Below are 24,922 nucleotides of genomic sequence, written 5' to 3' on the forward strand. Positions count from 1 at the left end.
CCGCAAGCCCCGGAACAGGGGCCGCTGTAGCACCTACATTCAAATCGTGGCGCCAATGAAAAAGGCCGCATTGCTGCGGCCTATTTCGTGTGTCCTGGTCGGGGTGAGAGGATTCGAACCTCCGGCCTCTACGTCCCGAACGTAGCGCTCTACCAGGCTAAGCTACACCCCGATTTCTTCTTGTTGTGCCCAACTAGCTAGTACGAGCGATCAACTGACTGAACGCATAAGTCTAGCAGCGCTTCCTTGAATTGGGAAGGGGGTATCGCGCTGAGGCAGTCACGCGCCTTGTCGGCCTCCTGGCGTGCGGCCTCCCGCGTGGCTTCCAGCGCACCGGTGCTGCGCACGATCTGCACGATCTCGTCCAGCCGCTCGATCTCGCCCTGCTCGATGGCGTGGCGGATCAGCTGGCGCTGCGCGGCGGTACCGCGCTCCATCGCCACCAGCAGCGGCAGCGTAGGCTTGCCCTCGCGCAGGTCGTCGCCGACGTTCTTGCCCAGCTCGGCGGTGGCACCCTGGTAGTCCAGCAGGTCGTCCACCAGCTGGAAGGCGGTACCCAGCGAGCGGCCATAGTCGGCGCAACGGTCTTCCAGCTCGCGCGGCGCATCGGCCAGCACCGCGCCCAGGCGCGCGCTGGCCTCGAACAGCTTGGCCGTCTTGTAGCGGATCACGCGCAGGTAGTCGTCGACCGCCAGGTCGGGGTCGTGCATGTTCATCAGCTGCAGCACCTCGCCCTCGGCGATGACGTTGGTGGCGTCGGCCAGCACGTCGAGCACGCGCATGCGGTCGACCGACACCATCAGCTGGAAGGCACGGGAGTACAGGAAGTCGCCCACCAGCACGCTGGCGGCGTTGCCGAACATGGCATTGGCCGTCTGGCGACCGCGGCGCAGTGACGACTCGTCCACCACGTCGTCGTGCAGCAGCGTGGCCGTGTGGATGAATTCCACCGTGGCGGCCAGCGTGAAGCGCTCCGGGCCGGTGAAACCGAGGGCATTGGCAAACAGCAGCACCAGCCGCGGGCGGATGCGCTTGCCGCCCGCGCTGACGATGTAGTGCGAGATCTGGTTGATCAGCACCACGTCGGAGCGCAGGCGCTCGGTGATGGCGGCGTCCACTGCCTGCATCTCGTGCGCCATCGGATCGACGGCGAGAGGGGTGGAGGGGGCAGGCGAAGTCACGTTGGCGTTAGGGGAAGTGGACGACATTGGGTAGCCCGCGATTATAGGAACATCGCCGTGACGCTCCGCCGGCTGGCTGCCCCGCTTGTTGCCAAGCCCGCGGATCAGGCTATAATGCCGGGTTCCGCGCGCCAAGGGTCGTCCTTGGGGTGCGGATGATTGAAAGGGTTGACATGTACGCGGTCATAAAAACCGGTGGCAAGCAATACAAGGTTGCTTCCGGCGAGAAGATCAAGGTAGAACAGATTGCTGCGGACGTTGGCCAGGAAATCGTGATTGACCAGGTGCTCGCCGTCGGAAACGGCGCAGAGCTCACGGTCGGCACGCCCCTGGTTGCCGGCGCCAGCGTGAAGGCCACCGTTGTGGCGCAAGGCAAGCACGACAAGGTCCGCATCTTCAAGATGCGCCGTCGCAAGCACTATCAGAAGCACGGTGGTCATCGTCAGACCTACACCGAGCTCGAGATCGGTGCCGTGACGCTCTGACGTCGTCGCTAATTCAGGAGCATTGATCCATGGCACAGAAAAAAGGCGGCGGTTCCACACGGAACGGCCGCGACTCCAAACCGAAGATGCTGGGCGTGAAGGCCTTTGGCGGCCAGGCCGTCTCGGCCGGCTCGATCATCGTGCGCCAGCGTGGCACCAAGTTCCATGCCGGCACCAACGTCGGCATCGGCAAGGACCACACGCTGTTCGCGCTGGTCGATGGCCAGGTCTCGTTCGCCATCAAGGGCGAGCGCAACCGCCAGACGGTGTTCGTCACCCCCGTGTGACGGTCCGGCTGCCCAGGCAGCCGGCACCGCTGCGAGGCCCCGGCTTGCCGGGGCCTTTGTCTTTTTGCTTCTAAGATCTCCCGACCATGAAGTTCGTTGACGAAGCCACCATTGATGCAGCCGCCGGTGACGGCGGCGCCGGCTGCGCGAGCTTCCGGCGAGAGAAGTTCATCCCCTTCGGCGGCCCCAACGGCGGCGACGGCGGGCGCGGCGGCAGCGTGTACGCGGTGGCCGACCGCAACCTCAACACGCTGATCGACTACCGCTACGCGCGCCGCCACGAGGCCAAGAACGGCGAGGCCGGTCGCGGCTCCGACCAGTTCGGGGCGGCCGCCGAGGACATCGTGCTGCGCATGCCGGTGGGCACCATCATCACCGACATCGACAAGAACGAAGTCATCGCCGAGCTGCTGGTGCCCGGCGAGCCGGTGCTGATCTGCAAGGGCGGCGACGGCGGCTTCGGCAACCTGCATTTCAAGAGCAGCACCAACCGCGCGCCGCGGCAGAAGACGCCCGGCTGGCCCGGCGAGGCGAAGAAGCTCAAGCTCGAGCTGCGCGTGCTGGCCGACGTGGGCCTGCTGGGCATGCCCAACGCCGGCAAGAGCACGCTGATCGCGGCCATCTCGAACGCCCGGCCGAAGATCGCCGACTACCCGTTCACCACGCTGCATCCCAACCTGGGCGTGGTGCGCGTGGCGCCGGAGAAGAGCTTCGTCGTCGCCGACGTGCCGGGCCTGATCGAAGGTGCGGCCGATGGCGCCGGCCTCGGCCACCGCTTCCTGCGGCACCTTCAGCGCACCCGCCTGCTGCTGCATCTCGTGGACATGGCGCCGTTCGACGAGGCCGTGGACCCGGTGGCGCAGGCCAAGGGCATCATCAAGGAGCTCAAGCGCTACGACGAATCCCTGCACGACAAGCCGCGCTGGCTGGTGCTCAACAAGCTGGACATGGTGCCGGCCGAGGAGCGGGCCGCGCGCATCAAGGACTTCGTCAAGCGCATGAAGTGGAAGGGCCCGGTCTTCGAGATCTCCGCGCTCACCCGGGAGGGCCTGGAGCCGCTGATCCATGCGGTGTACGACCACGTTGCGGCCGAGAAGAACGCGCCGATGCCCGACCCTGATCCGCGTTTCGACGCCCCTGTTGCGCAAGATGAATGACGAACTGAAAACGGCCCGGCGCATCGTCGTCAAGGTCGGTTCCAGCCTGGTCACCAACGAAGGCCGCGGCGTCGATGCCGAGGCCATCGGCAACTGGTGCCGCCAGCTCGCGGCCCTGGCCGAGGGCGGCCGCGAGGTGGTGATGGTGTCCAGCGGCGCCATCGCCGAGGGCATGAAGCGCCTGGGCTGGACCACGCGGCCGAAGGAGCTGCACGAGCTGCAGGCCGCCGCGGCCGTCGGCCAGATGGGCTTGGCACAGATGTACGAGAGCAAGCTGTCGGAGCACGGCATGGGCAGTGCGCAGGTGCTGCTCACGCATGCCGACCTGGCGGACCGCGAGCGTTACCTGAACGCCCGCTCCACGCTGCTGACGCTGCTGGGCCTGAAGGTCATTCCGGTCATCAACGAGAACGACACCGTCGTCAACGACGAGATCAAGTTTGGCGACAACGACACCCTGGGCGCCCTGGTGGCCAACCTGGTGGAAGCCGATGCATTGGTGATCTTGACGGACCAGCGGGGCCTGTACACCGCCGACCCGCGCAACAACCCCGACGCCCGCTTCGTCGATGTGGCCCAGGCCGGCGATCCGGAGCTGGAGCGCATGGCCGGTGGCGCCGGTTCCAGCATCGGCCGCGGCGGCATGATCACGAAGATCCTGGCCGCCAAGCGGGCCGCCCGCAGCGGCGCCAGCACCGTGATCGCCTGGGGTCGCGAAGCCGACGTGCTGCCGCGCCTGGTGCAGGGCGAGGCGATCGGCACGCTGCTGGTGGCCAGCACCGCCAAGCGCGCGGCGCGCAAGCAGTGGATGGCTGACCACCTGCAGCTGCGCGGCGCGGTGGTGGTGGACGCGGGTGCGGCGCAGGCGCTGCTGGGCGACGGCAAGAGCCTGCTGCCCATTGGCATGAGCGAGGTGCAGGGCGAGTTCCACCGCGGTGACGTGATCGCGGTGCGCACGCAGGAAGGGCGCGAGATCGCGCGCGGCCTGGCCAACTACTCCAGCGCCGAGGCCCGGCTCATCGTGCGCAAGCCTTCATCGCAGATCGAAGGCCTGCTGGGCTACATGAACGAGCCCGAGATGATCCACCGCACGAACCTCGTGCTGACTTGATGACAGCGCCTGGGCCGCGGGGCCCGGGCTGTCATTCAGGTGTCGTCGTCTGCGGGTTACCGTCCAGCGACAGGGCCGACGACCGCTGGCCGCCGTCGTCCTGCCGATGCGGGCGCATGCCCGAGCGCAGGTAGCGGTTGTGGTGGTTGGGGCGCGGCAGGAAGCGCGCGAGCTCGGTGAGCGCCATCTGGTAGACGTCGCGCTTGAACTCGATCACCACATCCAGCGGCACCCAATACTCGTTCCAGCGCCAGGCGTCGAACTCCGGGTGGTCGGTGGCACGCAGGTTCATGTCGCTGTCGCGGCCCATGAGCCGCAACAGGAACCAGATCTGCTTCTGGCCGCGGTAGTGGCCCCGCGCATCGCGGCGGATGTAGTGCTCGGGTACCTCGTATCGAAGCCAATCGCGGGTGCGCGCCAGTATCCTCACCTGCTCCGGATGCAGCCCCACTTCCTCGTGAAGCTCGCGGAACATGGCCTGTTCGGGCGTCTCGCCATGCTTGATGCCCCCTGGGGGAAATTGCCAGGAGTGCGTCCGCAGACGCTTGCCCCAGAAGACCTGGTTCCGGGCGTTGAGCAGGATGATGCCGACGTTCGGCCTGAAGCCTTCACGGTCGAGCATAATCAAACCTCGAATCTATAAGTTGAAATCATTATTGCACCGGGCCGGTGCGGCATGCGATGTCTCGCTTTCCCGCATCGTCAGCGCCCTGGACATGGCAGCGCTCCCCGCGCTCGCCTTGCATGATTCAGACCTCCCATGAAAAGCAGCCAGTTCTTCATTTCGACGCTGAAGGAAGCGCCCGCGGACGCCGAGATCGTCAGCCACAAGCTGATGCTTCGCGCCGGATTCATCAAGCGCCTGGGCGCCGGCATCTACAACTACATGCCGATGGGGCTGCGGGTCATCCGCAAGGTGGAAGCCATCATCCGTGAGGAGATGAACCGCGCCGGCGCCGTCGAGCTGCTGATGCCGGTGGTGCAGCCGGCCGAGCTGTGGCAGGAGACCGGCCGCTTCGACAAGATGGGCCCGGAGCTGCTGCGGGTCAAGGACCGGCATGAACGGGACTTCGTCATCCAGCCCACCAGCGAGGAGGCGGTGACCGACATCGCCCGCCAGGAGCTGCGCAGCTACAAGCAGCTGCCGAAAAATTTCTACCACATCCAGACCAAGTTCCGCGACGAGCGCCGGCCGCGCTTTGGCGTGATGCGCGGGCGCGAGTTCACGATGAAGGACGCCTATTCCTTCGACCGTGACGTGGCCGCCGCCGGCAAGAGCTACGACGCGATGTATGCCGCCTACTGCGCGGTGTTCGACCGCCTGGGCCTGCAGTACCGCGCGGTGGCGGCCGACACCGGCGCCATCGGCGGCGACCGTTCGCATGAGTTCCAGGTGATCGCCGACACCGGGGAGGATGCGCTGGTGTACTGCCCGACCAGCGACTACGCCGCCAACATCGAGCTGGCCGAATCCGTTGCGCTGCTCGCCGAGCGTGCCGCGCCGGCACAGGCGCTGGAGAAGACGCCCACGCCCGGCAAGGCCACCTGCGAGGACGTGGCCGCGCTGCTGGGCCTGCCGCTGGAGCGCACGGTGAAGTCGCTGGTGCTGGCCACCGACGAGCGCAACGAAGCCGGCGACATCGTCAAGGCCACGGTGTGGCTGCTGCTGGTGCGCGGCGACCATGCGCTCAACGAGATCAAGGCCGGCAAGCTGGCCGGGCTGAAGAATGGCTACCGCTTCGCGACCGTGGCCGAGATCGAGGAGCATTTCGGCTGCAAGCCGGGCTACCTCGGTCCCATCGGCCTGAAGAAGCCGGTGAAGGTGATTGCCGACCGCACCGTGGCGAACATGAGCGACTTCGTCTGCGGCGCCAACGAGGCCGATTTCCACTTCACCGGCGTGAACTGGGGCCGCGACCTGCCCGAGCCCGACGAGGTGGCTGACATCCGCAATGCGCAGGCCGGCGATCCTTCGCCTGACGGCCGGGGCGTGCTGGCCATCCAGCGCGGCATCGAGGTGGGCCATGTGTTCTACCTCGGCACCAAGTACTCGAAGGCGATGAACGCCACCTTCCTGGACGAGGCGGGCAAGCCGCAGTTCTTCGAGATGGGCTGCTACGGCATCGGCGTCACGCGCATCTTGGGCGCGGCCATCGAGCAAAGCCATGACGAGCGCGGCATCGTCTGGCCGGACAGCATCGCACCCTTTACCGTGGTGCTGTGCCCCATCGGCTACGACCGCAGCGCCGAGGTCAAGGCGGCGGCCGACCAGCTGCACGATGACCTGCAGCGGCTGGGCATCGACGTGATGCTGGACGATCGCGGCGAACGCCCGGGCGCCATGTTCGCTGACTGGGAGCTGATCGGCGTGCCCCACCGCGTCGTGCTGTCGGACCGCGGCTTGAAGGAAGGCCAGGTCGAGTACCAGGGTCGGCGTGACGCCGCCGCCACCAAGCTGGCGTTGGCCGAGCTGGTCTCGCATCTGCAGGCCCGCCTGAAGGCCCCGGCTGCCGCCGAGTGACCTCGCCCACGCATCGCCGAGACCCGCTGCTGGATGCGCTGCGGGCGCTGGCGATGGTGGGTGTGCTGGTGGTCAACGCCATCTCGTACACCGTGGGGCCCTGGGGTGCGCCGCTGGGCGAGGCCGATCCGGCCAGCATGCTGTCCCTGGGGCTGCAGTCGCTCACTGCGCTGCTGCTGCATGGCAAGGCCTATCCGCTGCTGGCCTTCCTCTTTGGCGCTGGTCTGGTGCTGGCCAGCCGCCGCGCCACGCTGCAGGACCGGCGCCGCCGGCTGTGGCGCCTGTTGGGCCTGGGCGTGCTGCACGGCGCCCTGGTCTATGCCGGCGACATCCTGACGATGTATGCGCTGTGCGGCTTCACCGTGGTGGCGCATGCGCGTGAGCGTCTGTCGCGCCTGCATGCCCGCTGGTTGCGTGCTTGCGGCTGGGCGCTGGGCTCGGTGGCGCTCAGCGTGATGCTGACGCTGCTGGCCGGCGGCAGCGCGCAGGCCGATGCGTCCGAGGGCTTCGGCGCCACCGCCTCCTGGCGCGACCAGTTCGTGCTCAACCTGAATGCCTACCTGATGCTGCAGGTGCTGGGGCTGGTGTTGTTCCTGCCGGTGCTGCGGGCGGCAATGCTCGCCGGCATGCTGGCGGCGCGGCTGCGCCTGCTCACCCACCGCCGTTGGCGGCCGGTGTGGCAGCGCTGGGTGCGCCGGCTGCTGCCGGTGGGGTTGCTGGCCAATGCGGCTTATGCCTTCAGCATCACCGATGCCGCGGCACGCGGTGACAGCGCCTTGTCGCTGTGGACGGCCGTGGCTCCCGGCATCGGCTGGATGCTGACCGTGCCACTGGTCGGTCTGGTGGTGCTGCATGCCCGCCGCTGGCCGCAGGCCCTGGCGCCGCTGGGCCAGCGCACGCTGAGCCTGTACCTGCTGCATTCGCTGGGTTGCCTGGCGCTGTTCAGCGGCGCGGGGCTGGGCTGGCCGCTGCCGCCGCTGGCCGCCTGGACGTGGGCAATGGGCCTGTGGTGGCTGGCGATACCGGCCGCCCGGGCGATGGCGCGGCAGGGCTGGCGCGGTCCGTTCGAGGCGTGGATGGGCCGCCGATGAAACGCCCCGGGATGTTGCGTCGGCGTGCCTGCCTGGCCCTAGGTGCGGGTGTGCTCTGGGGGCTGCCCGGCGTGGGCGCGCGCGCGGGCACGCAGGCGGAGGAGCCGCTGGCCAACGCCGTGCGGTCGGCGATGTCGGCCGCCATCGCCGCCGAGGCGCCTCCGCAGCCGAGCTTTCCCACGGTGGAGGCCCGCCTGGCCTACCTGCGCTGGCTGGGCGCCATGAGCGAGCGACTGCAACGGCAGAAGACCGAACGCCGCACGCGGTTGGAGTTCCTCGAGGCCACCTGGTACGAGAGCACGCGCGCCGGCCTGGAGCCGGCGCTGGTGCTGGGCCTGATCCAGGTGGAAAGCGCTTTCCGCAAGTACGCCATCAGCTCGGCCGGTGCGCGCGGCTACATGCAGGTGATGCCGTTCTGGTCGCGGCTGATCGGTGACGGCGACCCCAGCCAGCTGTTCCACATGCAGACCAACCTGCGCTTCGGCTGCGTGATCCTGCGGCACTACCTGGACCAGGAGCGGGGCGACCTGTTCCTGGCGCTGGGCCGCTACAACGGCAGCCGCGGCCGGGCGGAATATCCGAATGCGGTGTTCGCCGCGCGTCGGCGCTGGCAGTCCACCGCCTCGCCCGCAGCCTGAGCGCCGGCGGGCCTGCTGGGCCTAGAGCCCGGTCCACTCCCGCGGGCGTGCCGCATCCAGTCCCAGCAGGGCCAGGGCCCGTTCCACCGTGTCGTCCACCAGCGCGTCGATGGTCTCGGGCCGGTGGTAGAAGGCCGGCAGCGGCGGGTAGATGATGGCGCCCATCTCGGTGGCGGCCGTCATGTTGCGCAGGTGCGCCAGGTTGAAAGGCGTCTCGCGCACCATCAGCAGCAGCCGGCGGCGCTCCTTCAGCGTGACGTCGGCCGCGCGCGTGAGCAGGTTGTCGCCGAAGCCGTGGGCGATGGCGGCCAGTGTCTTCATGGAGCAGGGCGCCACGGCCATGGCCGCGGTGTCGAAGCTGCCGCTGGCAATGCAGGCGCCGATGTCGCCGGGCGCATGGGCATGGGAAGCCAGCGCTTCCAGCGCCTGGCGGCCGAGGCCGAGCTCGTGGTGCACATTCAGCACGCCGGCCGGTGTGGCAACCAGGTGCGTCTCGATGCCGAGGGCGCGGGCGCGCTGCAGCAGTCGCACGCCATAGACGGCGCCGCTGGCGCCGGTGATGCCGACCACCAGCCGCGGCAGGCGGCCTGGGGTGGCCGGGGTGGACATCAGGCCGAGGCCGTCAGCGTCTGCTGCAGCTCGCCGCTCTGGTACATCTCCATCATGATGTCCGAGCCGCCGACGAATTCACCGTTGACGTAGAGCTGCGGGATGGTGGGCCAGTTGGCGTATTCCTTGATGCCCTGGCGCACCTGCTCGTCTTCCAGCACGTTGACGGTGGTCAGGTCGGTGACACCGCAGGCCTTGAGGATCTGGATGGCGCGGCCCGAGAAGCCGCACATCGGGAACTGGGACGTGCCTTTCATGAAGAGCACGACGCGGTTGCCCTTGACGAGGCTGTCGATGCGTTGTTGGACGTCGCTCATGGTGTGGTTCCGCAGGAGGCAGTTTGGATTGACGAAGCCGGGGTTATACGGCATCGGCCGGCGTGCTACCGGGCGGCGCGGGCAAGCCCGTGCCGCACCTGCTTAGAACGAGTACGACACGCCGAGTTGCAGCACCGGCATCAGGCGCAGGTCGCGCGCCAGGTCGTCGGGGCTCGGACCGAGGGAGCGACCCACCCGCAGGCCGCCGCCGAGTGCCATCAGGCCCACGTCTGCGGTGAAGCCCCAGCCGCCCCGCACCGACAGGCCGGTGTAGCCCACGCCCAGGTACGGAACGGTGCTCGCCGCTTCGCCCGAGGCGTCCAGCGTCGAGCGGGTGAAGGACAGCCCGCCGGCCGAAGGCATCGCCGTGGTGCTGAGCGCGGCGCTGCGGCTGCCCAGCAGCAGGCCGCTGGTGGCGCGGAATCCGCCGGTGATGCGGTGGGCCTCGAAGCCGGTGCCGGCGAAGTAGTAGTCGCCCAGCACCTGGGCGCCGTGGGTGCGCGGCAGCGCGGCGGCCAGGGACAGATCCGTGCGGGTGGAGGGCGCGTTGATGCCGATGCGGGCATGCCAGCGCGGCCAGGTGTCCTCCGCGTCGCTCACCCGCAGGCCCTGGTCGGCTGCGGCGGCCGTCGTGGCCAGTGCCAGGCACAGCGCCAAGCCGTGCTGGAGGGGGATGGTCCGGGTCATCGTGTGCTCCCTTCCTGCCCTGAAAGTGAGTTGATGCTACTGCCCCAGCGCCTTGCGTGCACGGCGATCAGCCGGCGGAACCTGGCCTGTTCGTCAGCCGGGCCAGCGGCCGCCGGTGCAGCGCAGGTGGCCGGCCAGGTCGGGTCGGTGCTGGATGTGGTCAAAACCAGACGCCTGCAGCAAGGCGGCCACGTCGCCGGCCTGGTCATGGCTGTGCTCCAGCAGCAGCCAGCCACCCGCATGCAGCCGCGGCGGCGCACCGGCCACGATCTGTCGCAGCGCGGCCAGGCCGTCGCCCTCCGGGGTGAGGGCGATGCGCGGCTCGTGCCGCAGCGCGGGCAGGTGCGGATCGTCGCCCGCGATGTAGGGCGGGTTGCTCACCACCAGGTGGAAGCGGCCCGGCGGGCACTGCGCCCACCAGTCGGACGCCGCGAAGCGGACCGGCAGGCCCAGGCGACGGGCATTGCGTTGCGCCACGGCCAGGGCCGCCGGGCTGGCGTCCAGCGCCCACACCTCGGCCGCCGGCCAGCCGTGCCGCAGCGCCAGCGCGATGGCGCCGGAGCCGGTGCCCAGGTCGATCACCCGGGGCGGCGGGGCATCGGCCGGGCGGCCGGCCAGCACCGCCAGCGCCCAGTCCACCAGGGTCTCGGTGTCGGGCCGCGGGTCCAGCACGTCGGGCGTCACTTCCAGCAGCAGGCCATGGAACTCATGCTGGCCGGTAAGGTAGGCCAGCGGCACCGCGTCGGCCCGGGCCCGGCAGTCGGCGGCGAAGGCGGCGTCGATGGCGGCCGGCAGCGCATCGGTGTCGTGCGACAGCAGCCAGGTGCGCGGCCGACCCAGGCGATGCGCCAGCAGCAGCTGGGCGTCCAGCCGGTCGATGCCGTCGGCGCGGGCGTCGGCCAGGGCCTGGGCCACCGTGCGGCCGGTGTCGTCAGCCATGCGCGGCCTGGCCGCTTTCCAGCGCGGCCAGCTGCTCGGCGGCCTGCGCGGCCTGCAGCGCGGCGATCACGTCGTCCAGGTCGCCGTCCATCACCGCGCCCAGCTTGTACAGCGTGAGGTTGATGCGGTGGTCGGTGATGCGACCCTGCGGAAAGTTGTAGGTGCGGATGCGGTCGGAGCGGTCGCCGGTGCCCACCAGGCTCTTGCGGGTGGCGGCTTCCTTGGCGGCGCGCTCGCCCTGTTCCTTGTCGCGCAGGCGCGCCACCAGCACCGCCATCGCCTTGGCCTTGTTGCGGTGCTGCGAGCGGTCGTCCTGGCATTCCGCCACGATCCCGGTGGGCAGGTGGGTGATGCGGATGGCGCTGTCGGTCTTGTTGATGTGCTGGCCGCCCGCGCCGCTGGCGCGGAAGGTGTCGATGCGCAGGTCGGCCGGGTTGAGCTGCACTTCCTCGGCTTCGTCGGGCTCGGGCATCACGGCCACGGTGCAGGCGCTGGTGTGGATGCGGCCCTGGCTTTCGGTGACGGGCACGCGCTGCACGCGGTGGCCGCCGGATTCGAACTTCAGCCGCTCGTACACCCGCTCGCCTTCCACGCGGATGACCACTTCCTTGTAGCCGCCCAGCTCGGATTCGCTCTCGCTCATCAGCTCGGTGCGCAGGCCCTGGCGCTCGCACCAGCGCAGGTACATGCGCGCCAGGTCGCCGGCGAACAGCGCCGATTCGTCGCCGCCGGTGCCGGCGCGGATTTCCAGGAAGGCGTTGCGCGCGTCGTCGGGGTCGCGCGGCAGCAGGGCGGTCTGCAGCTCGGTCAGCAGGCGTTCGAGGTCGGCCTGCGCGCCGGTGATCTCTTCGCGGGCCATCTCGGCCATCTCGGCATCGGCCAGCATCTCCTGCGCGGCGGCCAGGTCGCGCTCGCGCTGCTGGTACTGCTGGAAGCGGGCCACCACGCCGGCGACTTCGGCCTGCTCGCGCGACAGCGTGCGGTAGCGCTTCATGTCCGACGCCACGCGCGGGTCGGCCAGGTTGGCATCGAGCTCGGCCAGGCGCATCACGAGACGGTCGAGCGAGTGGCGGAGGGTGTCTTTCATCGGGGGCGGGGAACTGGGCGGCCGGCGGGGAGCCGGCGGGCGCGCCAGGACGGCGCGTCGGAAGGGCGAAGCGGGCGGTGAGCGCCGCTAACGCGCGCTGCCGCCGGGGGTGCGGGCGCTCTGGCGCAGGAACAGGCGCGAGATGGTCTGCGCCGTCTGCTCGCGCTGGTCGGTGTCGGACGCATTCAGCTCGGCCAGCGCGCCGTGCAACATCTTCTGCGTCAGGCCGCGGGACAGGGCGTCCATCACCGCCTCCACGTCCTCGCCCCGCGCCAGCAGCTTGCGGGCGCGGGCCAGCTCGGCGGCGCGCCAGTCGTCGGCCTGGCGGTTGAGCGCCTGGATCAGCGGCACGCTGGCGCGCTGGTCCAGCCAGTGGGCGAAGCTCTGCACGCCGGCGTCGATGATGACCTCGGCCTGCTGCACCGCGGCCTGGCGCTTTTCGCCGGCGGTCTGCACCAGGGCGGAGAGGTCGTCCACGGTGTAGAGGTAGACGTCGTCCAGCCGCGCCACCTCGGGCTCGATGTCGCGCGGCACGGCCAGGTCGACCATGAACATCGGGCGGTGCTTGCGCTGCTTTACCGCCCGCTCCACCGCGCCCAGGCCGATGATGGGCAGCGAGCTGGCGGTGCACGAGATCACCGCATCAAACTCGTGCAGGCATTGCGGCAGGTCGGCCAGGCGCAGGGCCTGGGCGCCGAAGCGCGAGGCCAGCTTCTCGCCACGCTCCAGCGTGCGGTTGGCCAGCGCCATCGCGCGCGGGGTGCGGGCAGCGAAGTGCGTGGCGACCAGCTCGATCATCTCGCCCGCACCGACAAAGAGCACGCGGATGTCCTTCAGGTCCTCGAACAGCTGCGCCGCCAGCCGCACCGAGGCGGCGGCCATGCTGATGGAGTGCGAGCCGATCTCGGTGGAGCTGCGCACTTCCTTGGCCACCGAGAACGAGCGCTGGAACAGCTGGTGCAGCGTGGTGCCCAGCGTGCCGGCGGCATCCGCCTCGCGCACGGCCTGCTTCATCTGGCCGAGGATCTGCGGCTCGCCCAGCACCATCGAATCGAGCCCCGAGGCCACGCGGAACGCATGGCGCGCGGCGGCGCGGTCTTCCTCGACGTAGGTGTGCGACATCAGATCGGCCCCGCTGACGCCACCCTGCGACGCCAGCCAGTCGATCGCCGGGCGCACCAGCTCGCGCACGCCGGCGGGCTCGGCGGCCACGTACAGCTCGGTGCGATTGCAGGTGGACAGCAGCGCCGCCTCGGCCCCGCTGCGCTGCACCCGCTCGCGGAAACCACGCAGCGCGGGCGGCAGTTGCTCGGGCGTGAACGCAAACCGGCCACGCAGGTCCAGCGGGGCGGTGTTGTGGTTCAGGCCGAGGGCAAACACGCTCATAAGGGGGAATTATAAAATTGACCAGCTATCCCAGCGTCCCGCAAGGTGCATCGCCACCCTCGTCCCACTGCATCGCGCTTGCGCTGCATCAACCTTTGCGCCTTCACGCCCTCGCCGATGGATTTCCTCGACGCCTTCTGGCATGTGTTGAACCTCTTTGCGCCCGCGCTGGGCGTGGGCCTGATCGCGGCGGCCGCCGCCAAGCTGCTGTGGCGCAAGGAGCTCGCGAAGGCCAGCTACCTGCGGCTGCTGCTGTGGGCTTTCAGTGCGGGTGCCGCGGTGCTGCTGGCCGGGCTGGTGGTGCTGGGGCAGGACGGGCGCATGCTGACCTATGGCGCGATGGTGCTGGCCTGCGCCACCGCGCTGTGGTGGGCCGGCTTCGGCCGCGCCCGCTGAAGCAGCCGCTCAGGCCACCGTCGCTTCGGCGGTGACCACCTCGGCGCGCAGCGAGTGCGGATAGGCCTCGGTGATGCGCACGTCGATCAGCTGACCCGCCAGCCGCTGCGGGCCGGCGAAGTTGACGATGCGGTTGCATTCGGTGCGGCCCATCAGCTCGTTGGCGTCGCGCCGTGACGGCCCTTCCACCAGGATGCGCTGCACCGTGCCCACGCGGCTGTCGCTGATGCGGCGCACGTTGGCTTCCAGCGCGGCCTGCAGCTGCTGCAGCCGCTGCAGCTTGACGGCATGCGGCGTGTCGTCATGCAGCGCTGCGGCCGGGGTGCCGGGGCGGGCGCTGAAGATGAAGCTGAAGGATGCGTCGTAGCCGATGTCGTCCACCAGCTTCATGGTCCTGGCGTGGTCCTCGTCCGTCTCGCCCGGAAAGCCCACGATGAAGTCGGTCGACAGGCTGATGTCGGGCCGGATGGCGCGCAGCTTGCGGATCGTGCTCTTGTACCCCAGCACCGTGTAGCCGCGCTTCATCGCGCCCAGGATGCGGTCGCTGCCGTGCTGCACCGGCAGATGCAGGTGGTTGACCAGCTGCGGCACGCGGGCATAGACGTCGACCAGCCGCTGCGTGAACTCGTTCGGGTGGCTGGTGGTGTAGCGGATGCGCTCGATGCCAGGCATCTCGGCCACGTACTCGATCAGCAGCGCGAAGTCCGCGATCTCCGCCGTGTCGCCCATGCGGCCGCGGTAGGCATTGACGTTCTGGCCCAGCAGCGTCACTTCCTTCACGCCCTGCGCGGCCAGCTCCGCCACTTCGGTCAGCACGTCGTCGAACGGGCGGCTCACCTCCTCGCCGCGGGTGTACGGCACCACGCAGTAGCTGCAGTACTTGGAGCAGCCTTCCATGATCGAGACGAAGGCGGTGGCGCCTTCGGTGCGCGCGGGCGGCAGGTGGTCGAACTTCTCGATCTCGGGGAAGCTGATGTCCACCTGCGGCCGGCGCTCGCGGGTGCGGGCCTCGATCATCTGCGGCAGGCGGTGCAGCGTCTGCGGGCCGAAGACCATGTCGACGTAGGGCGCGCGCTCGATGATGGCCGCGCCTTCCTGGCTGGCCACGCAGCCGCCCACGCCGATCAGCACGCCCTTGCTCTTCAGGTGCTTCACGCGGCCGAGGTCGCTGAACACCTTCTCCTGCGCCTTCTCGCGGATGGAGCAGGTGTTGAACAGGATCAGGTCGGCCTGCTCCACGTCCTGCGTGGGCTCGTAGCCCTGCGCGGCCTGCAGCACGTCGGCCATCTTGTCGGAGTCGTACTCGTTCATCTGGCAGCCGAAGGTGCGGATGAACACCTTCTTCTTGGCGGCGGTGGTGCTGTCGGTCATGGCTTGGTCCAGGTTTGCGCGTCGGGGTTGAAGAACCAGGTGGCCAGTTGCTGGTCGTTGACCGGCCACGGCTTCATCGCGCGTTCTTCGGCGGTGAGGATCCACACGTCCTTGACCATGCCCAGGCCGTCGCGCGTGTAGTTCACGACGTACTTCGGGCCGGTCAGGCTGCCCGAGAGCTGGATCATGTTGTTGTCGCCGCGGATGCGGGCGCCCGGCGCCAGCGTGGCAGCGCGGCCGTTCAGCAGCACCTCGGGCGGCTGCGTGATCTGCAGCTCGCCGCGCAGGGCATTCGCGGGAAACTTGCGCTGCACCGCCTGGCCGAAGGCGGGCAGTGCCAAGGCCGCGGCCAGCAGGCCGACGGCAACACAGCGGGTCATGGTGTGGATCCAGGGGCTGTGCCGGCGGGCGGGATTGCGCGCCGTGCGTGGAGCCCGCGATTATCGCCTGCGGGCCGAAGGCGGCGAGGTCAAGAAAATGCCCGCTGACCTTGCGGTAGCGGGCTTCTCGAGTTTGGTGGCGCTTCAGGGATTCGAACCCCGGACCTGCGGATTATGATTCCGTCGCTCTAACCGGCTGAGCTAAAGCGCCTCAGAGCCGCGCAGTATAGCGACAAAATTTCTGGCGTGTCCAGCATCCCGCGCCACAATCTGCGGATGTTCAGTTTCTTCAAGAAAAAGCCTCCGCCGCCGCCGCCCGGGCCGCCCGCGGTCGACCTGCGAACGCTGCCTCCGGCCCCCGCGCCCGTGCAGGCGCCGGCCCCGCTCCCCGCGCCGGCCGCATCACCGGTGGCTGCCCCGGCCCCGCGGCCCGGGCCGCCCGCTCCGGCGCCCGCCGCACCGCCCGTGTGGGCACCCCCGGGCGTGGACATCCGCACGCTGCGGCCGCCGCCGGCACCGGTGCCTGCACCTGCCCCGCGGCCTGCGGTCGTCCCGCAGGTCCCTGCCGCGCCGGCCGCCAGCGCCTTCACTGCCACGCCGCCGGCCGCACCCGTGGCACCGCCGCGGCCGGGCCCGGCTCCGGCACCGGCCGGTGCGCCGCCGGTGTATGCCGACCTGCGCGGCGCGATGGCGAACATCGACGCGCCGATGGAGCGCACCGAGTGGGTCAGCAAGCTCAGCCAGGGCCTGCGCAAGACCGGCTCCAGCATCGCGATGGTGTTCTCGGGCACCAAGATCGACGATGCGCTGTACGAGGAACTTGAAAGCGCGCTGCTGATGGCCGATGCAGGCGTCAAGGCCACGCAGTGGCTGCTGGACGATCTCAAGCGCCGGGTGAAGGAAGCGGGGGTCACCGAGCCCTCGGCCGTGAAGGCGCTGCTGGCAGACGCCATCACCGCGCTGCTGCAGCCGCTGGAGCGTCCGCTCGTCATCGGCGAGGCCACGCCCACGGTGATGATGGTGGTGGGCGTCAATGGCGCCGGCAAGACGACCAGCATCGGCAAGCTCACCCGTCACCTGGCCGATGCCGACCAGAAGGTGCTGCTGGCCGCGGCCGACACCTTCCGCGCCGCCGCGCGCGAGCAGCTCACGGTGTGGGCCGGCCGCAACCGGGTGGAGGTGGTCAGCCAGGAAGGCGGCGACCCGGCCGCCGTCACCTTCGACGCCGTGGTGGCCGGCCGTGCGCGTGAATGCGACGTGGTCATCGCCGACACCGCCGGCCGCCTGCCCACGCAGCTGCACCTGATGGAGGAGCTGAAGAAGATCCGTCGCGTGATCGCCAAGGCCCAGCCCGATGCGCCGCACGAGGTGCTGCTGGTGGTGGACGGCAACACAGGCCAGAACGCGCTCGCCCAGGTCAAGGCCTTCGACGAGGCGCTGCAGGTTAGCGGCCTCATCATCACCAAGCTCGACGGCACGGCCAAGGGCGGCGTGCTGGCGGCCATCGCGCTGTGGGCGCGCGAGCGCAGCGCCAAGCAGCCGGCGCTGCGGCCGCTGGTGGTGTACTTCATCGGCGTGGGCGAGCAGCTCGCCGACCTGGAGACCTTCAATGCCCGCGAGTTCGCGCAGGCGCTGCTGAACTAGACCGAACCGGGCCGCAGCGGCCCGCCATCCTGCGCCGGGTCCAGGTCGTCGAACCAGGTCGATGGCGGCGTCTCGCGGCCCGGGGTGGGCGTGGTGTTGGGATGGCGCTCCACCACCAGCGGCACCGGCAGGCCCAGCCCATGCGCGGGGCCGTGGCGGGTGGGGGGTGTTGAGCGTGATGTCCCGCCCCGCCGAGCTCTCCGGGGGGGCGCTGGCCGGGCTGCCCGGCAGCGGCGCGGCCCGCGGCGCCGGCCGCAGCGATTCGCGGATCTCGTCCGGCGAGGGCAGGGCGGCCGCCGGCCACACCAGCACCCGCACGCGGGCCGCTTCCAGCACCCGCACGATGCGCTCGGCCCGGCGCAGCCGCTTGGCCGTGTCGTTCGGCTTGCGCAGCAACACCACGGCCACCACCTGCGACGAGCTGTCGCACACCATCAGGTCCACGCTGAGGTGGCCCACGCGCTTGAGCCATTCGGTGTACGAGTGGCGGCGCGGCACGTTGAGGAAACCGGCCAGCGGCACCGCCGCCAGGATCAGGTGGTGCGGCAGCGCACGGTTCAGCGCCTGCAGTGCCAGCCGCTCATGCACGTCCAGCACCCGCATCGGCTCGGGCGGCCAGGTGCTCAGGGTGTCGAGCTGGTCCAGCGCGCGCGCCGCCTTGGAACGCTGCCGCGCGCGCAGCCACAGCGGCGCCAGAGCGGCAAGGGTGCCCGCGATGCCAACAGCCAGCCAGATCCAGGGGTCGTCCATACCTTCGCGCAGCCACTACAACAGGGCGGGACCGTAGCGCCCCCTCCCGCCAGGGGCAACCGCGCAAAGGTGACCAAGCGTTTCACCGGGGGCCGCCCAGCCCCCCGAAGCCGCCGCCGCCCAGGCCGCCCATGCCCTTCATGCCGCCCATGCGCTTCATCATCTTCATGAGGCCGCCGCCCTTCATCTTCTTCATCATCCCCTGCATCTGCTCGAACTGGTTGAGCAGGCGGTTGACCTCCTGGACGTGCACGCCCGAGCCGGCGGCGATGCGGCGCTTGCGGCTCGCCTTGAGCAGCTCGGGCTTGCGGCGCTCCAGCGGCGTCATCGAGTTGATGATGCCTTCCATGCGGCGCACCTCGCGCTCGGCCTTGTCCATGTCGGGCTGGCCGGCCTTGGCGGTCATCTGAGCGGGCAGCTTGTCCATCAGGCTGGACAGGCCGCCCATCTTCTTCATCTGGGTGATCTGCGACAGGAAGTCGTTGAGGTCGAAGTTGTCGCCGCTCTTGAGCTTGGTGGCCAGCTTCTGGGCGGCCTGGATGTCCACGCCCTTCTGCACTTCCTCGACCAGCGCGACGATGTCGCCCATGCCCAGCACGCGGCCGGCATGGCGTTCGGCGTCGAACACCTCCAGCCCGTCGATCTTCTCGGACACGCCGGCGAACTTGATCGGCGCGCCGGTGATCTGCCGCACCGACAGCGCCGCGCCGCCGCGCGAGTCGCCGTCGAGCTTGGTCAGCACGATGCCGGTCAGCGGCAGCGCTTCCTTGAAGGCCTTGGCGGTGTTGATCGCGTCCTGGCCCTGCATCGCGTCCACCACGAACAGCGTCTCCACGGGCTTGAGCGTGGCATGCAGGTCGCGGATCTCGGCCATCAAGGCCTCGTCGATGGCCAGCCGGCCGGCGGTGTCCACCAGCAGCACGTCGAAGTAGTGCTTGCGGGCGTAGTCCAGCGCGGCCAGCGCGATGTCGTGCGGCTTCTGGTCGGGCGTGCTGGCGAACCACTCGGCGCCGGCCTGGCGCGTCACCGTCTTCAGCTGCTCGATGGCCGCAGGGCGGTACACGTCGGCGGAGACGGTCAGCACCTTCTTCTTGCGCTTCTCGATCAGGTGCTTGGCCAGCTTGGCGGTGGTGGTGGTCTTGCCGGCGCCCTGCAGGCCGGCCATCAGGATGATGGCGGGCGGCTGCGTGGCCAGGTCCAGGTCGGACACGCCTTCGCCCATCGTCGCGGCCAGCTCCTTGTGGACGATGCCCACCAGCGTCTGCCCCGGGTTCAGCGAGCCGGCCACCTCGGCCCCCAGCGCCTTGGTCTTCACCCGCTCGATGAAGTCGCGCACCACGGGCAGCGCCACGTCGGCTTCCAGCAGGGCCATGCGCACCTCGCGCAGCATGTCCTTCACGTTGTCTTCGGTGATGCGGGCCTGGCCGCGCATCGTCTTGACGAGCTGTGACAGGCGATCGGCGAGTGTGGAGGCCATGGACATTCCGGGGTCGAAGGAGGCAGGGCCGCGGGCGCGGCAAGGGGGCGCAAATCCTAGCAGGCGGTGTGCGCGCGCCTGGAGCACCCCGCCCGGCGGTGCCGTGGGGCGAACGTACACTTTCCATCATGAATTCCCTGTCAGGTTCCACCGACATGGCAACCCTGGTCGCATGGGTGCTCGGGCTGCTGGCGCTCGTGGGCTATGCGGCGGCCACCTGGCCCATCGAAGCCCGCTCGCGCTGGCCTGCCGGTGCCCTGGCCGCGGCCTGGGTGGCGCACGGCCTGGCGCTGGTGGTGGACATCGGCGGCCTGGGCGAGGCTCAGCGCGGCACCCGCTTCGGCTTCGCGCCCGCACTCTCGGTGACGGTGTGGCTGGTGCTGGCCATGCATGCGGTGGAGAGCCGCTTCGTGCCGCTGCCGGGCGTGCGGCGCCTGTTGGCGGTGGCCGGCAGCGCGGTGGTGCTGCTGACGCTGGTGTTCCCGGGCGACGTGCAGGTGCATGTGGGCTCGCCCTGGGTGCCGCTGCACTGGCTGCTGGGCGTGGCCTCGTACGGCCTGTTCGGTGCGGCGGTGCTGCATGCCACGCTGCTGGACGCGGCCGAGCGCCAGATGCGCCCGCGTGCCGGCCGCCCGCCGCCGGCCCCGGGCGGCGTGCTGCCGGCGCCGCTGGGCCTGCCGTTGATGCGGCTGGAGCGGCTGACCTTCCGCTTCGTCGATGCCGGCTTCGTGGTGCTCAGTGCCGCGCTGCTGCTGGGCATCGGCAGCACGCTGCAGGGCCCGGCGCCCTGGCGCTGGGACCACAAGACAGTGTTCTCGCTGCTGGGCTGGGGCACGGTGGCGGTGCTGATGGTCGGCCGCCACCTGCGCGGCTGGCGCGGCCGACACGCCACCCGCTGGCTGTACGTGGGCGCGGCGCTGCTGCTACTGGCCTACATCGGATCGCGCTTTGTGCTGGAAGTGCTGCTGGGCCGGCTGTCATGAAGTACGTGGTGCTGTTGCTCATCGTGGCGCTGGTGCTCTATGTGATGTCGCGCAAGCGCGCCGCGCCGCCACCGCCGCCGCCTGCCAAGCCGCCGCCGGCGCCGCGCATCGAAGGCATCGTGGCCTGCGAGCGCTGCGGCCTGCACCTGCCGCGCAGCGAGGCTCTGCCCGGGCCCGGCGGCGAGCTGTTCTGCAGCCCCGCGCACCGCGACGCGGGACCGCCCGGGTGACGCCGGCGCCCGGCCACGCCGAGCCGCAGGCCGCCGAGCGCAGGCGCAGCGGCCGCCGCGTGACCGACCGCGGCGCCGAGCCCACCCAGGCCTGGCTGGGCAGCTTTGCTGCGGCGCCCGAACCCGCTGCGCGCAGCGGCCCGGGACGCCGTGCCGACGCCGGCACCGCGCAGCCTGCGTTCCAGCGCTTCTACCGCCTGTTCCTGGGCGCGCGTGCGGTCATCGGGCTGGCGCTGCTGCTGGCGCAGGGCGCCGGCAGCGTGCTGGGCCTGCGGGCGCTGCTGCCGGCCCTGAGCCTGGCGCTGGCCTATGCCGCGCAGGCGCTGCTGCTGTGGCTGCTGCCGCGCTTCCGCGATGCGGGCGCCGGGCCGTCGCTGTCCACGCCGGCGGTGGCGGCCACCATCGTGGTGGACGTGGTGGTGTTCTCCAGCCTGCACCTGCTGGACCCGGCGTCGGGCTTCAACTACGTGGCCCTGCTGGTGCTGCCGGTGCTGATGGCCGCGGTGCTCACGCCGCGGCTCACCTCGCTGGCCACCGCTGCGGCCGCGGCCCTGGTGCTGCTGGCCGGTGCCTGGCGCGGCACGCTGGCCGGCGGCGACCTGGCGGTGCTGATGATGCAGGCCGGCCTGGCCGGCATCGGCCTGTTCGTCATCGCGCTGCTGGCCGGCGAACTGGCCAGCCGCCTGGCGCGCGAGGAAGCCGCCGCCCGCGGCAGCCTGGAGCTGGCGCGCCAGCAGGCGCAGCTCAACCGGCTGGTGATCGAGCAGATGGCCGATGGCGTGCTGGTGATCGACCGCCGCATGCGGGTGCGTGCCGCCAACCCGGCCGCACGCCGGCTGCTGGCCGACGAGGGCCTTGCACCGGCCGCGCCGTTCGAGCTGCCCCAGGTGCCGGCCTGGCAGGCGCTGGCGGCGGCGGTGTCCGACGCCTTCGAGGCCGGGGGCTGGGGCGACGGGCAGCGCGAGGCCGTCCTCGACTTCGGCCCTGGCGGCCAGCGCCAGTTGCGCCTGCGCGCGCGCTTCACCGGCCGCCGCGCCGAGGACCGCCTGGCCGTCCCCGGCCGCGGCGCCGGCGAGGAACTGTGCGTGCTGTTCCTGGAAGACCTGCGCAGCGTGCAGGCCCGCACCCGGCAGGAGAAGCTGGCCGCGATGGGCCGGGTGTCGGCCGGCATCGCACACGAGATCCGCAATCCGCTGGCGGCCATCGCGCAGGCCAATGCGCTGATGGAGGAGGATGCCGAGGCGCCCGACCAGCAGCGGCTCACACGCATCGTGGCCGACAACGTGGAGCGGCTCAAGCGCATCGTGGACGACGTGCTGGAGGTGGCCCCCGGCGCCGCACCGAGCGCCCGGCTGATCGACCTGGGCGGCGAGGTGGCCTCGGTGATCGCCGAATGGGCGCGTGCCGAGCAGCTGGAGTTCGGCCCCAGCAGCCGGCTGCAGGTGCAGCTGGCCGCGCCGATGCTGGACACGCCGGAGCCGATGTTCGTGCGCTTCGACCCCGACCACCTGCGCCGCGTGCTGGTCAACCTGCTGGACAACGCGCACCGCCATGCCAGCGCCGCGCCGGGCGCCATCCGCGTGGTGCTGGCCCGCGAAGCATCCGGCCACGCGCGGCTGCATGTGGCCAGCGACGGCCCGCCCATCCCGCCGGACGTGGAGCGCCATCTCTTCGAGCCCTTCTTCTCCACCCGCAGCCGGGGCACCGGCCTCGGCTTGTATATTTGCCGCGAGCTGTGCGAGCGGTACGGCGCCAGCATCGACTACCAGCTGCGGCCCGCCGACCAGCCCTTGCGCAACGAGTTCTCGGTGACCATCCCGCTCGCTGCCGTCACCCCCCACCGCGCCGCTGCCATGACGACCGCCACGCCCTTCAGCCTGCTCGTCGTCGATGACGAGCCCGACCTGCGCACGCTGTACGAGCTCACGCTCATCCGCGAGGGCTACGACGTGGAGACCGCCGGTTCGGTCGACGACGCGCTGGCCCTGCTGGCCGGCCGCCGCTACAGCGCGGTGATCACCGACATGCGGCTGCCCGACGGCAGCGGGCTCGATTTGCTGCGCCACATCGAGCAGCAGGGCCGGCCGGAGAAGGCCATCGTGATCACCGCCTATGGTTCCGCCGAGAACGCGGTGGAGGCCCTGAAGGCCGGCGCCTACGACTACCTGACCAAGCCGGTGGACCTGCGGCAGTTCCGTGCCGTGGTGGCCTCGGCGCTGGGCCGCAGCGGCCAGCCGCTGCCCACGGTGGTGCCTTCCAGCCTGCCCTCGGCCGCGTTCGAGCCGCCGGCCGCCAGTGCGCCGCCGCGGTTGCGGCCGGCCCCCGCGCCCGCGCCTTCGTCGGCGCCGATGTCCGCGCGTGGGGCGGCCATGCCGATACCGCCGGCCGAGCCGGCACCGGTGTCGGCCGCGCTGGCACGGCTGGTGGGCACCTCGGGCGCGATGCAGCAGGTGCGCTCGCTGATCGAGAAGGTGTCGCGCAGCATGGCGCCGGTGCTGGTGCAGGGCGAGTCGGGCACCGGCAAGGAACTGGTGGCCCGGGCCATCCACAAGGTGAGCTCGCGTGCCGAGGGCCCGTTCATCGCGGTGAACTGCGGCGCCATCCCGGAGCAACTGCTGGAGGCCGAGTTCTTCGGCTACCGCAAGGGCGCGTTCACCGGCGCCGCCGAGGACCGCGAAGGCTTCTTCCAGGCCGCGCATGGCGGCACGCTGTTCCTCGACGAGATCGGCGACCTGCCGCTGTCGATGCAGAGCAAGCTGCTGCGCGTGATCCAGGAGCGTGCGGTGCGGCCGGTGGGTGCGGTGAACGAGGCCCAGGTCAACGTGCGCATCGTCAGCGCCACCCACAAGGACCTGGCGGCCGAGGTGCAGGGCGGCCGCTTCCGCCAGGACCTGTTCTATCGCCTGAACGTGATCCAGATCCGCGTGCCGCCGCTGCGCGAGCGGCTGGACGACCTGCGTCCCATCTGCGCCGCGGTGCTGGAACGCATCGCGCGCGATGCGGGCGTGACGCCACCGCCGCAGCTCAGCGACGATGCCTTCGAGCACCTGGCGCGCTATGCCTTCCCCGGCAACGTGCGGGAGCTGGAGAACCTGCTGCAGCGTGCGGTGGCCATGTCGGGCAGCGACCTCATCGGCCGGCTGGACCTCGGCCTGCCGGATGCCGCCTTCGCCGAGACCGAATCGGCCGACCATTCGCTCGACGGCCCGCCGGCGGCGCCGGCCGGCGGCCTGCGCACCGATGCGCCGCTGCCCACCGACCTGGCCGCCTACCTGGACGACGTGGAGCGTGACATCCTGGCCCGTGCGCTGGAGCGCCACCGCTACAACCGCACCGCCGCGGGCGCCAGCCTGGGCCTGTCGCTGCGGCAGATGCGCTACCGCATGGCGCGGCTGGGCGTGCATGTGGGCGATGGCAGCGGCGATGCCACGGCCGATGCCTGAGCCCCTGCCTGTCGACCGGCAGCCGCTGGCCGCCGGCTGGTGGCCCGCCGCCCGGCCCGTGGCGTCGCCCAACCACGGGCCGCGGCCGGATGGGGCGGCCGTCACGCTGCTGGTGCTGCATTCCATCAGCCTGCCGCCGGGGGTGTATGGCGGCGACGAGATCGAGCGCCTGTTCATCAACACCCTGGACTGGGCCGCGCATCCGTACTTCGAGCAGATCCGCGGGGCACAGGTTTCGGCGCATTTCGTCATCCGGCGCGGTGGCGAGGTTCTGCAGTTCGTGTCCTGCGACCGGCGCGCGTGGCATGCCGGCCAATCGGCCTGGCGCGGCCGGGCCAACTGCAACGACTTCTCCATCGGCATCGAGTTCGAAGGCCTGGAAGGCACGGCGTTCGAGCCCGCGCAGTACGCGGCGCTGGGGCCGCTGGTGGCGGCGCTGGCCGCGGCCTATCCGCTGGTGGACGTGGCCGGCCATGAGCACGTGGCCCCGGGCCGCAAGCACGACCCCGGCGCCGCCTTCGACTGGACCCTGGCCGAGGAAACGGTGCGCAGTCAAGGGGTGAAACTCCACTGGCCACCGCCACTTTCGCTCGAGATGCAACAGCCCCACGGCTAGTGTTCGCGGCGCTGGCAAACACTAGATCTAGTGCTATCCTAGAGCCACTGCACGGTTGATCCGCGGCCCGTCAAGCCGCCCGGTCGCCGCTTCGCGCAGCCTCTTTCCAGCAGCTATTTCCTCCGCACAACGGTCC

Annotated in this window: 25 protein-coding genes, 2 tRNA genes and 2 pseudogenes; 14 read left to right on the plus strand and 15 right to left on the minus strand. The window is 70.5% G+C overall.

Annotated features, from left to right (window positions below; genetic code table 11):
* Positions 1-95: 95 nt before the first annotated feature.
* Both LRS14_RS16820 and ispB read right to left on the minus strand, forming a co-directional pair.
* Positions 96-172 (minus strand) — tRNA-Pro (locus LRS14_RS16820).
* A gap of 25 nt (positions 173-197) precedes the next feature.
* Positions 198-1,208 (minus strand): octaprenyl diphosphate synthase, encoded by a 1,011-nt coding sequence (gene ispB, locus LRS14_RS16825; RefSeq protein WP_404977562.1) that lies wholly within the window; start codon positions 1,206-1,208, stop codon positions 198-200.
* A gap of 146 nt (positions 1,209-1,354) precedes the next feature.
* On the opposite strand from ispB, the gene rplU reads away from it, so the two are divergent.
* From rplU to proB, 4 genes are all read left to right on the plus strand, one after another.
* Positions 1,355-1,666 (plus strand): 50S ribosomal protein L21, encoded by a 312-nt coding sequence (gene rplU, locus LRS14_RS16830; RefSeq protein ID WP_046111141.1) that lies wholly within the window; start codon positions 1,355-1,357, stop codon positions 1,664-1,666.
* Between the two features lie 29 nt (positions 1,667-1,695).
* Positions 1,696-1,953, plus strand: coding sequence for a 50S ribosomal protein L27 (gene rpmA, locus LRS14_RS16835; RefSeq protein ID WP_046111142.1), 258 nt, complete (start codon positions 1,696-1,698; stop codon positions 1,951-1,953).
* Between the two features lie 86 nt (positions 1,954-2,039).
* Positions 2,040-3,110, plus strand: a complete 1,071-nt coding sequence (gene cgtA / locus LRS14_RS16840; RefSeq protein WP_046111143.1) for an Obg family GTPase CgtA — start codon at positions 2,040-2,042, stop codon at positions 3,108-3,110.
* On the plus strand, positions 3,103-4,221 hold the full coding sequence (gene proB, locus LRS14_RS16845) for a glutamate 5-kinase (RefSeq protein WP_257800244.1): 1,119 nt from the start codon (positions 3,103-3,105) through the stop codon (positions 4,219-4,221). The genes cgtA and proB overlap by 8 nt, the downstream gene beginning before the upstream one ends.
* Before the next feature lie 31 nt (positions 4,222-4,252).
* Here the strand turns inward: proB and LRS14_RS16850 are convergent, their stop codons facing one another.
* A complete protein-coding gene (locus LRS14_RS16850; protein WP_257800245.1) occupies positions 4,253-4,843 on the minus strand; it encodes an RNA pyrophosphohydrolase in 591 nt (196 codons plus the stop codon).
* 138 nt (positions 4,844-4,981) lie between these two features.
* Between LRS14_RS16850 and LRS14_RS16855 the strand changes: the two genes are divergently transcribed.
* From LRS14_RS16855 to LRS14_RS16865, 3 genes are read left to right on the plus strand one after another with little or no spacing between them, the layout of a single operon-like run.
* On the plus strand, positions 4,982-6,742 hold the full coding sequence (locus LRS14_RS16855; protein ID WP_257800246.1) for a proline--tRNA ligase: 1,761 nt from the start codon (positions 4,982-4,984) through the stop codon (positions 6,740-6,742).
* Positions 6,739-7,833: a DUF418 domain-containing protein gene (locus LRS14_RS30325; RefSeq protein WP_257800247.1), complete on the plus strand. Its 1,095-nt coding sequence runs from the start codon at positions 6,739-6,741 to the stop codon at positions 7,831-7,833. The genes LRS14_RS16855 and LRS14_RS30325 overlap by 4 nt, the downstream gene beginning before the upstream one ends.
* Complete coding sequence (locus tag LRS14_RS16865) at positions 7,830-8,471, plus strand: lytic transglycosylase domain-containing protein (protein WP_257800248.1); 642 nt, start codon at positions 7,830-7,832, stop codon at positions 8,469-8,471. The genes LRS14_RS30325 and LRS14_RS16865 overlap by 4 nt, the downstream gene beginning before the upstream one ends.
* Positions 8,472-8,492: 21 nt before the next feature.
* Here the strand turns inward: LRS14_RS16865 and LRS14_RS16870 are convergent, their stop codons facing one another.
* From LRS14_RS16870 to hemA, 6 genes are all read right to left on the minus strand, one after another.
* A complete protein-coding gene (locus LRS14_RS16870; protein ID WP_046111149.1) occupies positions 8,493-9,080 on the minus strand; it encodes a UbiX family flavin prenyltransferase in 588 nt (195 codons plus the stop codon).
* On the minus strand, positions 9,080-9,397 hold the full coding sequence (grxD, locus tag LRS14_RS16875; protein WP_046111150.1) for a Grx4 family monothiol glutaredoxin: 318 nt from the start codon (positions 9,395-9,397) through the stop codon (positions 9,080-9,082). Before grxD ends, LRS14_RS16870 begins: the two co-directional genes overlap by 1 nt.
* A gap of 102 nt (positions 9,398-9,499) precedes the next feature.
* A complete protein-coding gene (locus tag LRS14_RS16880; protein WP_046111151.1) occupies positions 9,500-10,084 on the minus strand; it encodes a hypothetical protein in 585 nt (194 codons plus the stop codon).
* Positions 10,085-10,177: 93 nt separating this feature from the next.
* A complete protein-coding gene (prmC, locus tag LRS14_RS16885) occupies positions 10,178-11,023 on the minus strand; it encodes a peptide chain release factor N(5)-glutamine methyltransferase (RefSeq protein ID WP_257800249.1) in 846 nt (281 codons plus the stop codon).
* Positions 11,016-12,110 carry a peptide chain release factor 1 gene (prfA, locus tag LRS14_RS16890; protein ID WP_046111153.1) on the minus strand — a complete coding sequence of 365 codons (1,095 nt, stop codon included), beginning with the start codon at positions 12,108-12,110 and terminating at the stop codon, positions 11,016-11,018. The genes prmC and prfA overlap by 8 nt, the downstream gene beginning before the upstream one ends.
* A gap of 87 nt (positions 12,111-12,197) precedes the next feature.
* Positions 12,198-13,496, minus strand: coding sequence for a glutamyl-tRNA reductase (gene hemA, locus LRS14_RS16895; RefSeq protein ID WP_257800250.1), 1,299 nt, complete (start codon positions 13,494-13,496; stop codon positions 12,198-12,200).
* Between the two features lie 117 nt (positions 13,497-13,613).
* Here hemA and LRS14_RS16900 point away from each other — a divergent pair, with 117 nt between their 5' ends.
* A complete protein-coding gene (locus LRS14_RS16900; protein ID WP_257800251.1) occupies positions 13,614-13,892 on the plus strand; it encodes a hypothetical protein in 279 nt (92 codons plus the stop codon).
* A gap of 9 nt (positions 13,893-13,901) precedes the next feature.
* On the opposite strand, the gene miaB is transcribed toward LRS14_RS16900, so the two are convergent.
* The 3 genes from miaB to LRS14_RS16915 form a co-directional block, all read right to left on the minus strand.
* Positions 13,902-15,263: a tRNA (N6-isopentenyl adenosine(37)-C2)-methylthiotransferase MiaB gene (miaB, locus tag LRS14_RS16905; RefSeq protein ID WP_257800252.1), complete on the minus strand. Its 1,362-nt coding sequence runs from the start codon at positions 15,261-15,263 to the stop codon at positions 13,902-13,904.
* A complete protein-coding gene (locus LRS14_RS16910; protein WP_257800253.1) occupies positions 15,260-15,643 on the minus strand; it encodes a hypothetical protein in 384 nt (127 codons plus the stop codon). The genes miaB and LRS14_RS16910 overlap by 4 nt, the downstream gene beginning before the upstream one ends.
* Before the next feature lie 134 nt (positions 15,644-15,777).
* Positions 15,778-15,854: transfer RNA gene (locus tag LRS14_RS16915), tRNA-Met, on the minus strand.
* 65 nt (positions 15,855-15,919) lie between these two features.
* On the opposite strand from LRS14_RS16915, the gene ftsY reads away from it, so the two are divergent.
* The gene (gene ftsY, locus LRS14_RS16920) at positions 15,920-17,287 is read left to right on the plus strand and encodes a signal recognition particle-docking protein FtsY (RefSeq protein WP_257800254.1); all 1,368 of its coding nucleotides are present in this window, start codon (positions 15,920-15,922) and stop codon (positions 17,285-17,287) included.
* On the opposite strand, the gene LRS14_RS16925 is transcribed toward ftsY, so the two are convergent.
* The 3 genes and pseudogenes from LRS14_RS16925 to ffh form a co-directional block, all read right to left on the minus strand.
* Positions 17,284-17,412: a hypothetical protein gene (locus tag LRS14_RS16925; protein WP_257800255.1), complete on the minus strand. Its 129-nt coding sequence runs from the start codon at positions 17,410-17,412 to the stop codon at positions 17,284-17,286. The two genes, ftsY and LRS14_RS16925, sit on opposite strands and share 4 nt — an antisense overlap.
* A gap of 142 nt (positions 17,413-17,554) precedes the next feature.
* A pseudogene (locus tag LRS14_RS30710) lies at positions 17,555-18,037 on the minus strand (DUF2726 domain-containing protein); the annotation flags it as partial.
* Positions 18,038-18,119: 82 nt separating this feature from the next.
* Positions 18,120-19,514, minus strand: coding sequence for a signal recognition particle protein (ffh, locus tag LRS14_RS16930; RefSeq protein ID WP_046111160.1), 1,395 nt, complete (start codon positions 19,512-19,514; stop codon positions 18,120-18,122).
* Positions 19,515-19,642: 128 nt separating this feature from the next.
* On the opposite strand from ffh, the gene LRS14_RS16935 reads away from it, so the two are divergent.
* The 5 genes and pseudogenes from LRS14_RS16935 to ampD all read left to right on the plus strand — a co-directional run bounded on the left by LRS14_RS16935 (position 19,643) and on the right by ampD (position 24,786).
* Positions 19,643-20,497 carry an inner membrane protein YpjD gene (locus LRS14_RS16935; RefSeq protein ID WP_046111161.1) on the plus strand — a complete coding sequence of 285 codons (855 nt, stop codon included), beginning with the start codon at positions 19,643-19,645 and terminating at the stop codon, positions 20,495-20,497.
* Positions 20,494-20,727 carry a PP0621 family protein gene (locus tag LRS14_RS16940; RefSeq protein WP_046111162.1) on the plus strand — a complete coding sequence of 78 codons (234 nt, stop codon included), beginning with the start codon at positions 20,494-20,496 and terminating at the stop codon, positions 20,725-20,727. The genes LRS14_RS16935 and LRS14_RS16940 overlap by 4 nt, the downstream gene beginning before the upstream one ends.
* A gap of 614 nt (positions 20,728-21,341) precedes the next feature.
* Positions 21,342-22,541 (plus strand): annotated as a pseudogene (locus LRS14_RS29945) (sensor histidine kinase); the annotation flags it as partial.
* A gap of 39 nt (positions 22,542-22,580) precedes the next feature.
* A complete protein-coding gene (locus LRS14_RS29950; RefSeq protein ID WP_259376747.1) occupies positions 22,581-24,170 on the plus strand; it encodes a sigma-54 dependent transcriptional regulator in 1,590 nt (529 codons plus the stop codon).
* Positions 24,163-24,786 carry a 1,6-anhydro-N-acetylmuramyl-L-alanine amidase AmpD gene (gene ampD / locus LRS14_RS16950; RefSeq protein ID WP_257800257.1) on the plus strand — a complete coding sequence of 208 codons (624 nt, stop codon included), beginning with the start codon at positions 24,163-24,165 and terminating at the stop codon, positions 24,784-24,786. The genes LRS14_RS29950 and ampD overlap by 8 nt, the downstream gene beginning before the upstream one ends.
* Positions 24,787-24,922 lie beyond the last annotated feature (136 nt).

Origin of the sequence: Aquincola sp. J276, assembly GCF_024700035.1 — a bacterium.
Taxonomy (GTDB): Bacteria; Pseudomonadota; Gammaproteobacteria; order Burkholderiales; family Burkholderiaceae_C; genus Aquincola; species Aquincola tertiaricarbonis.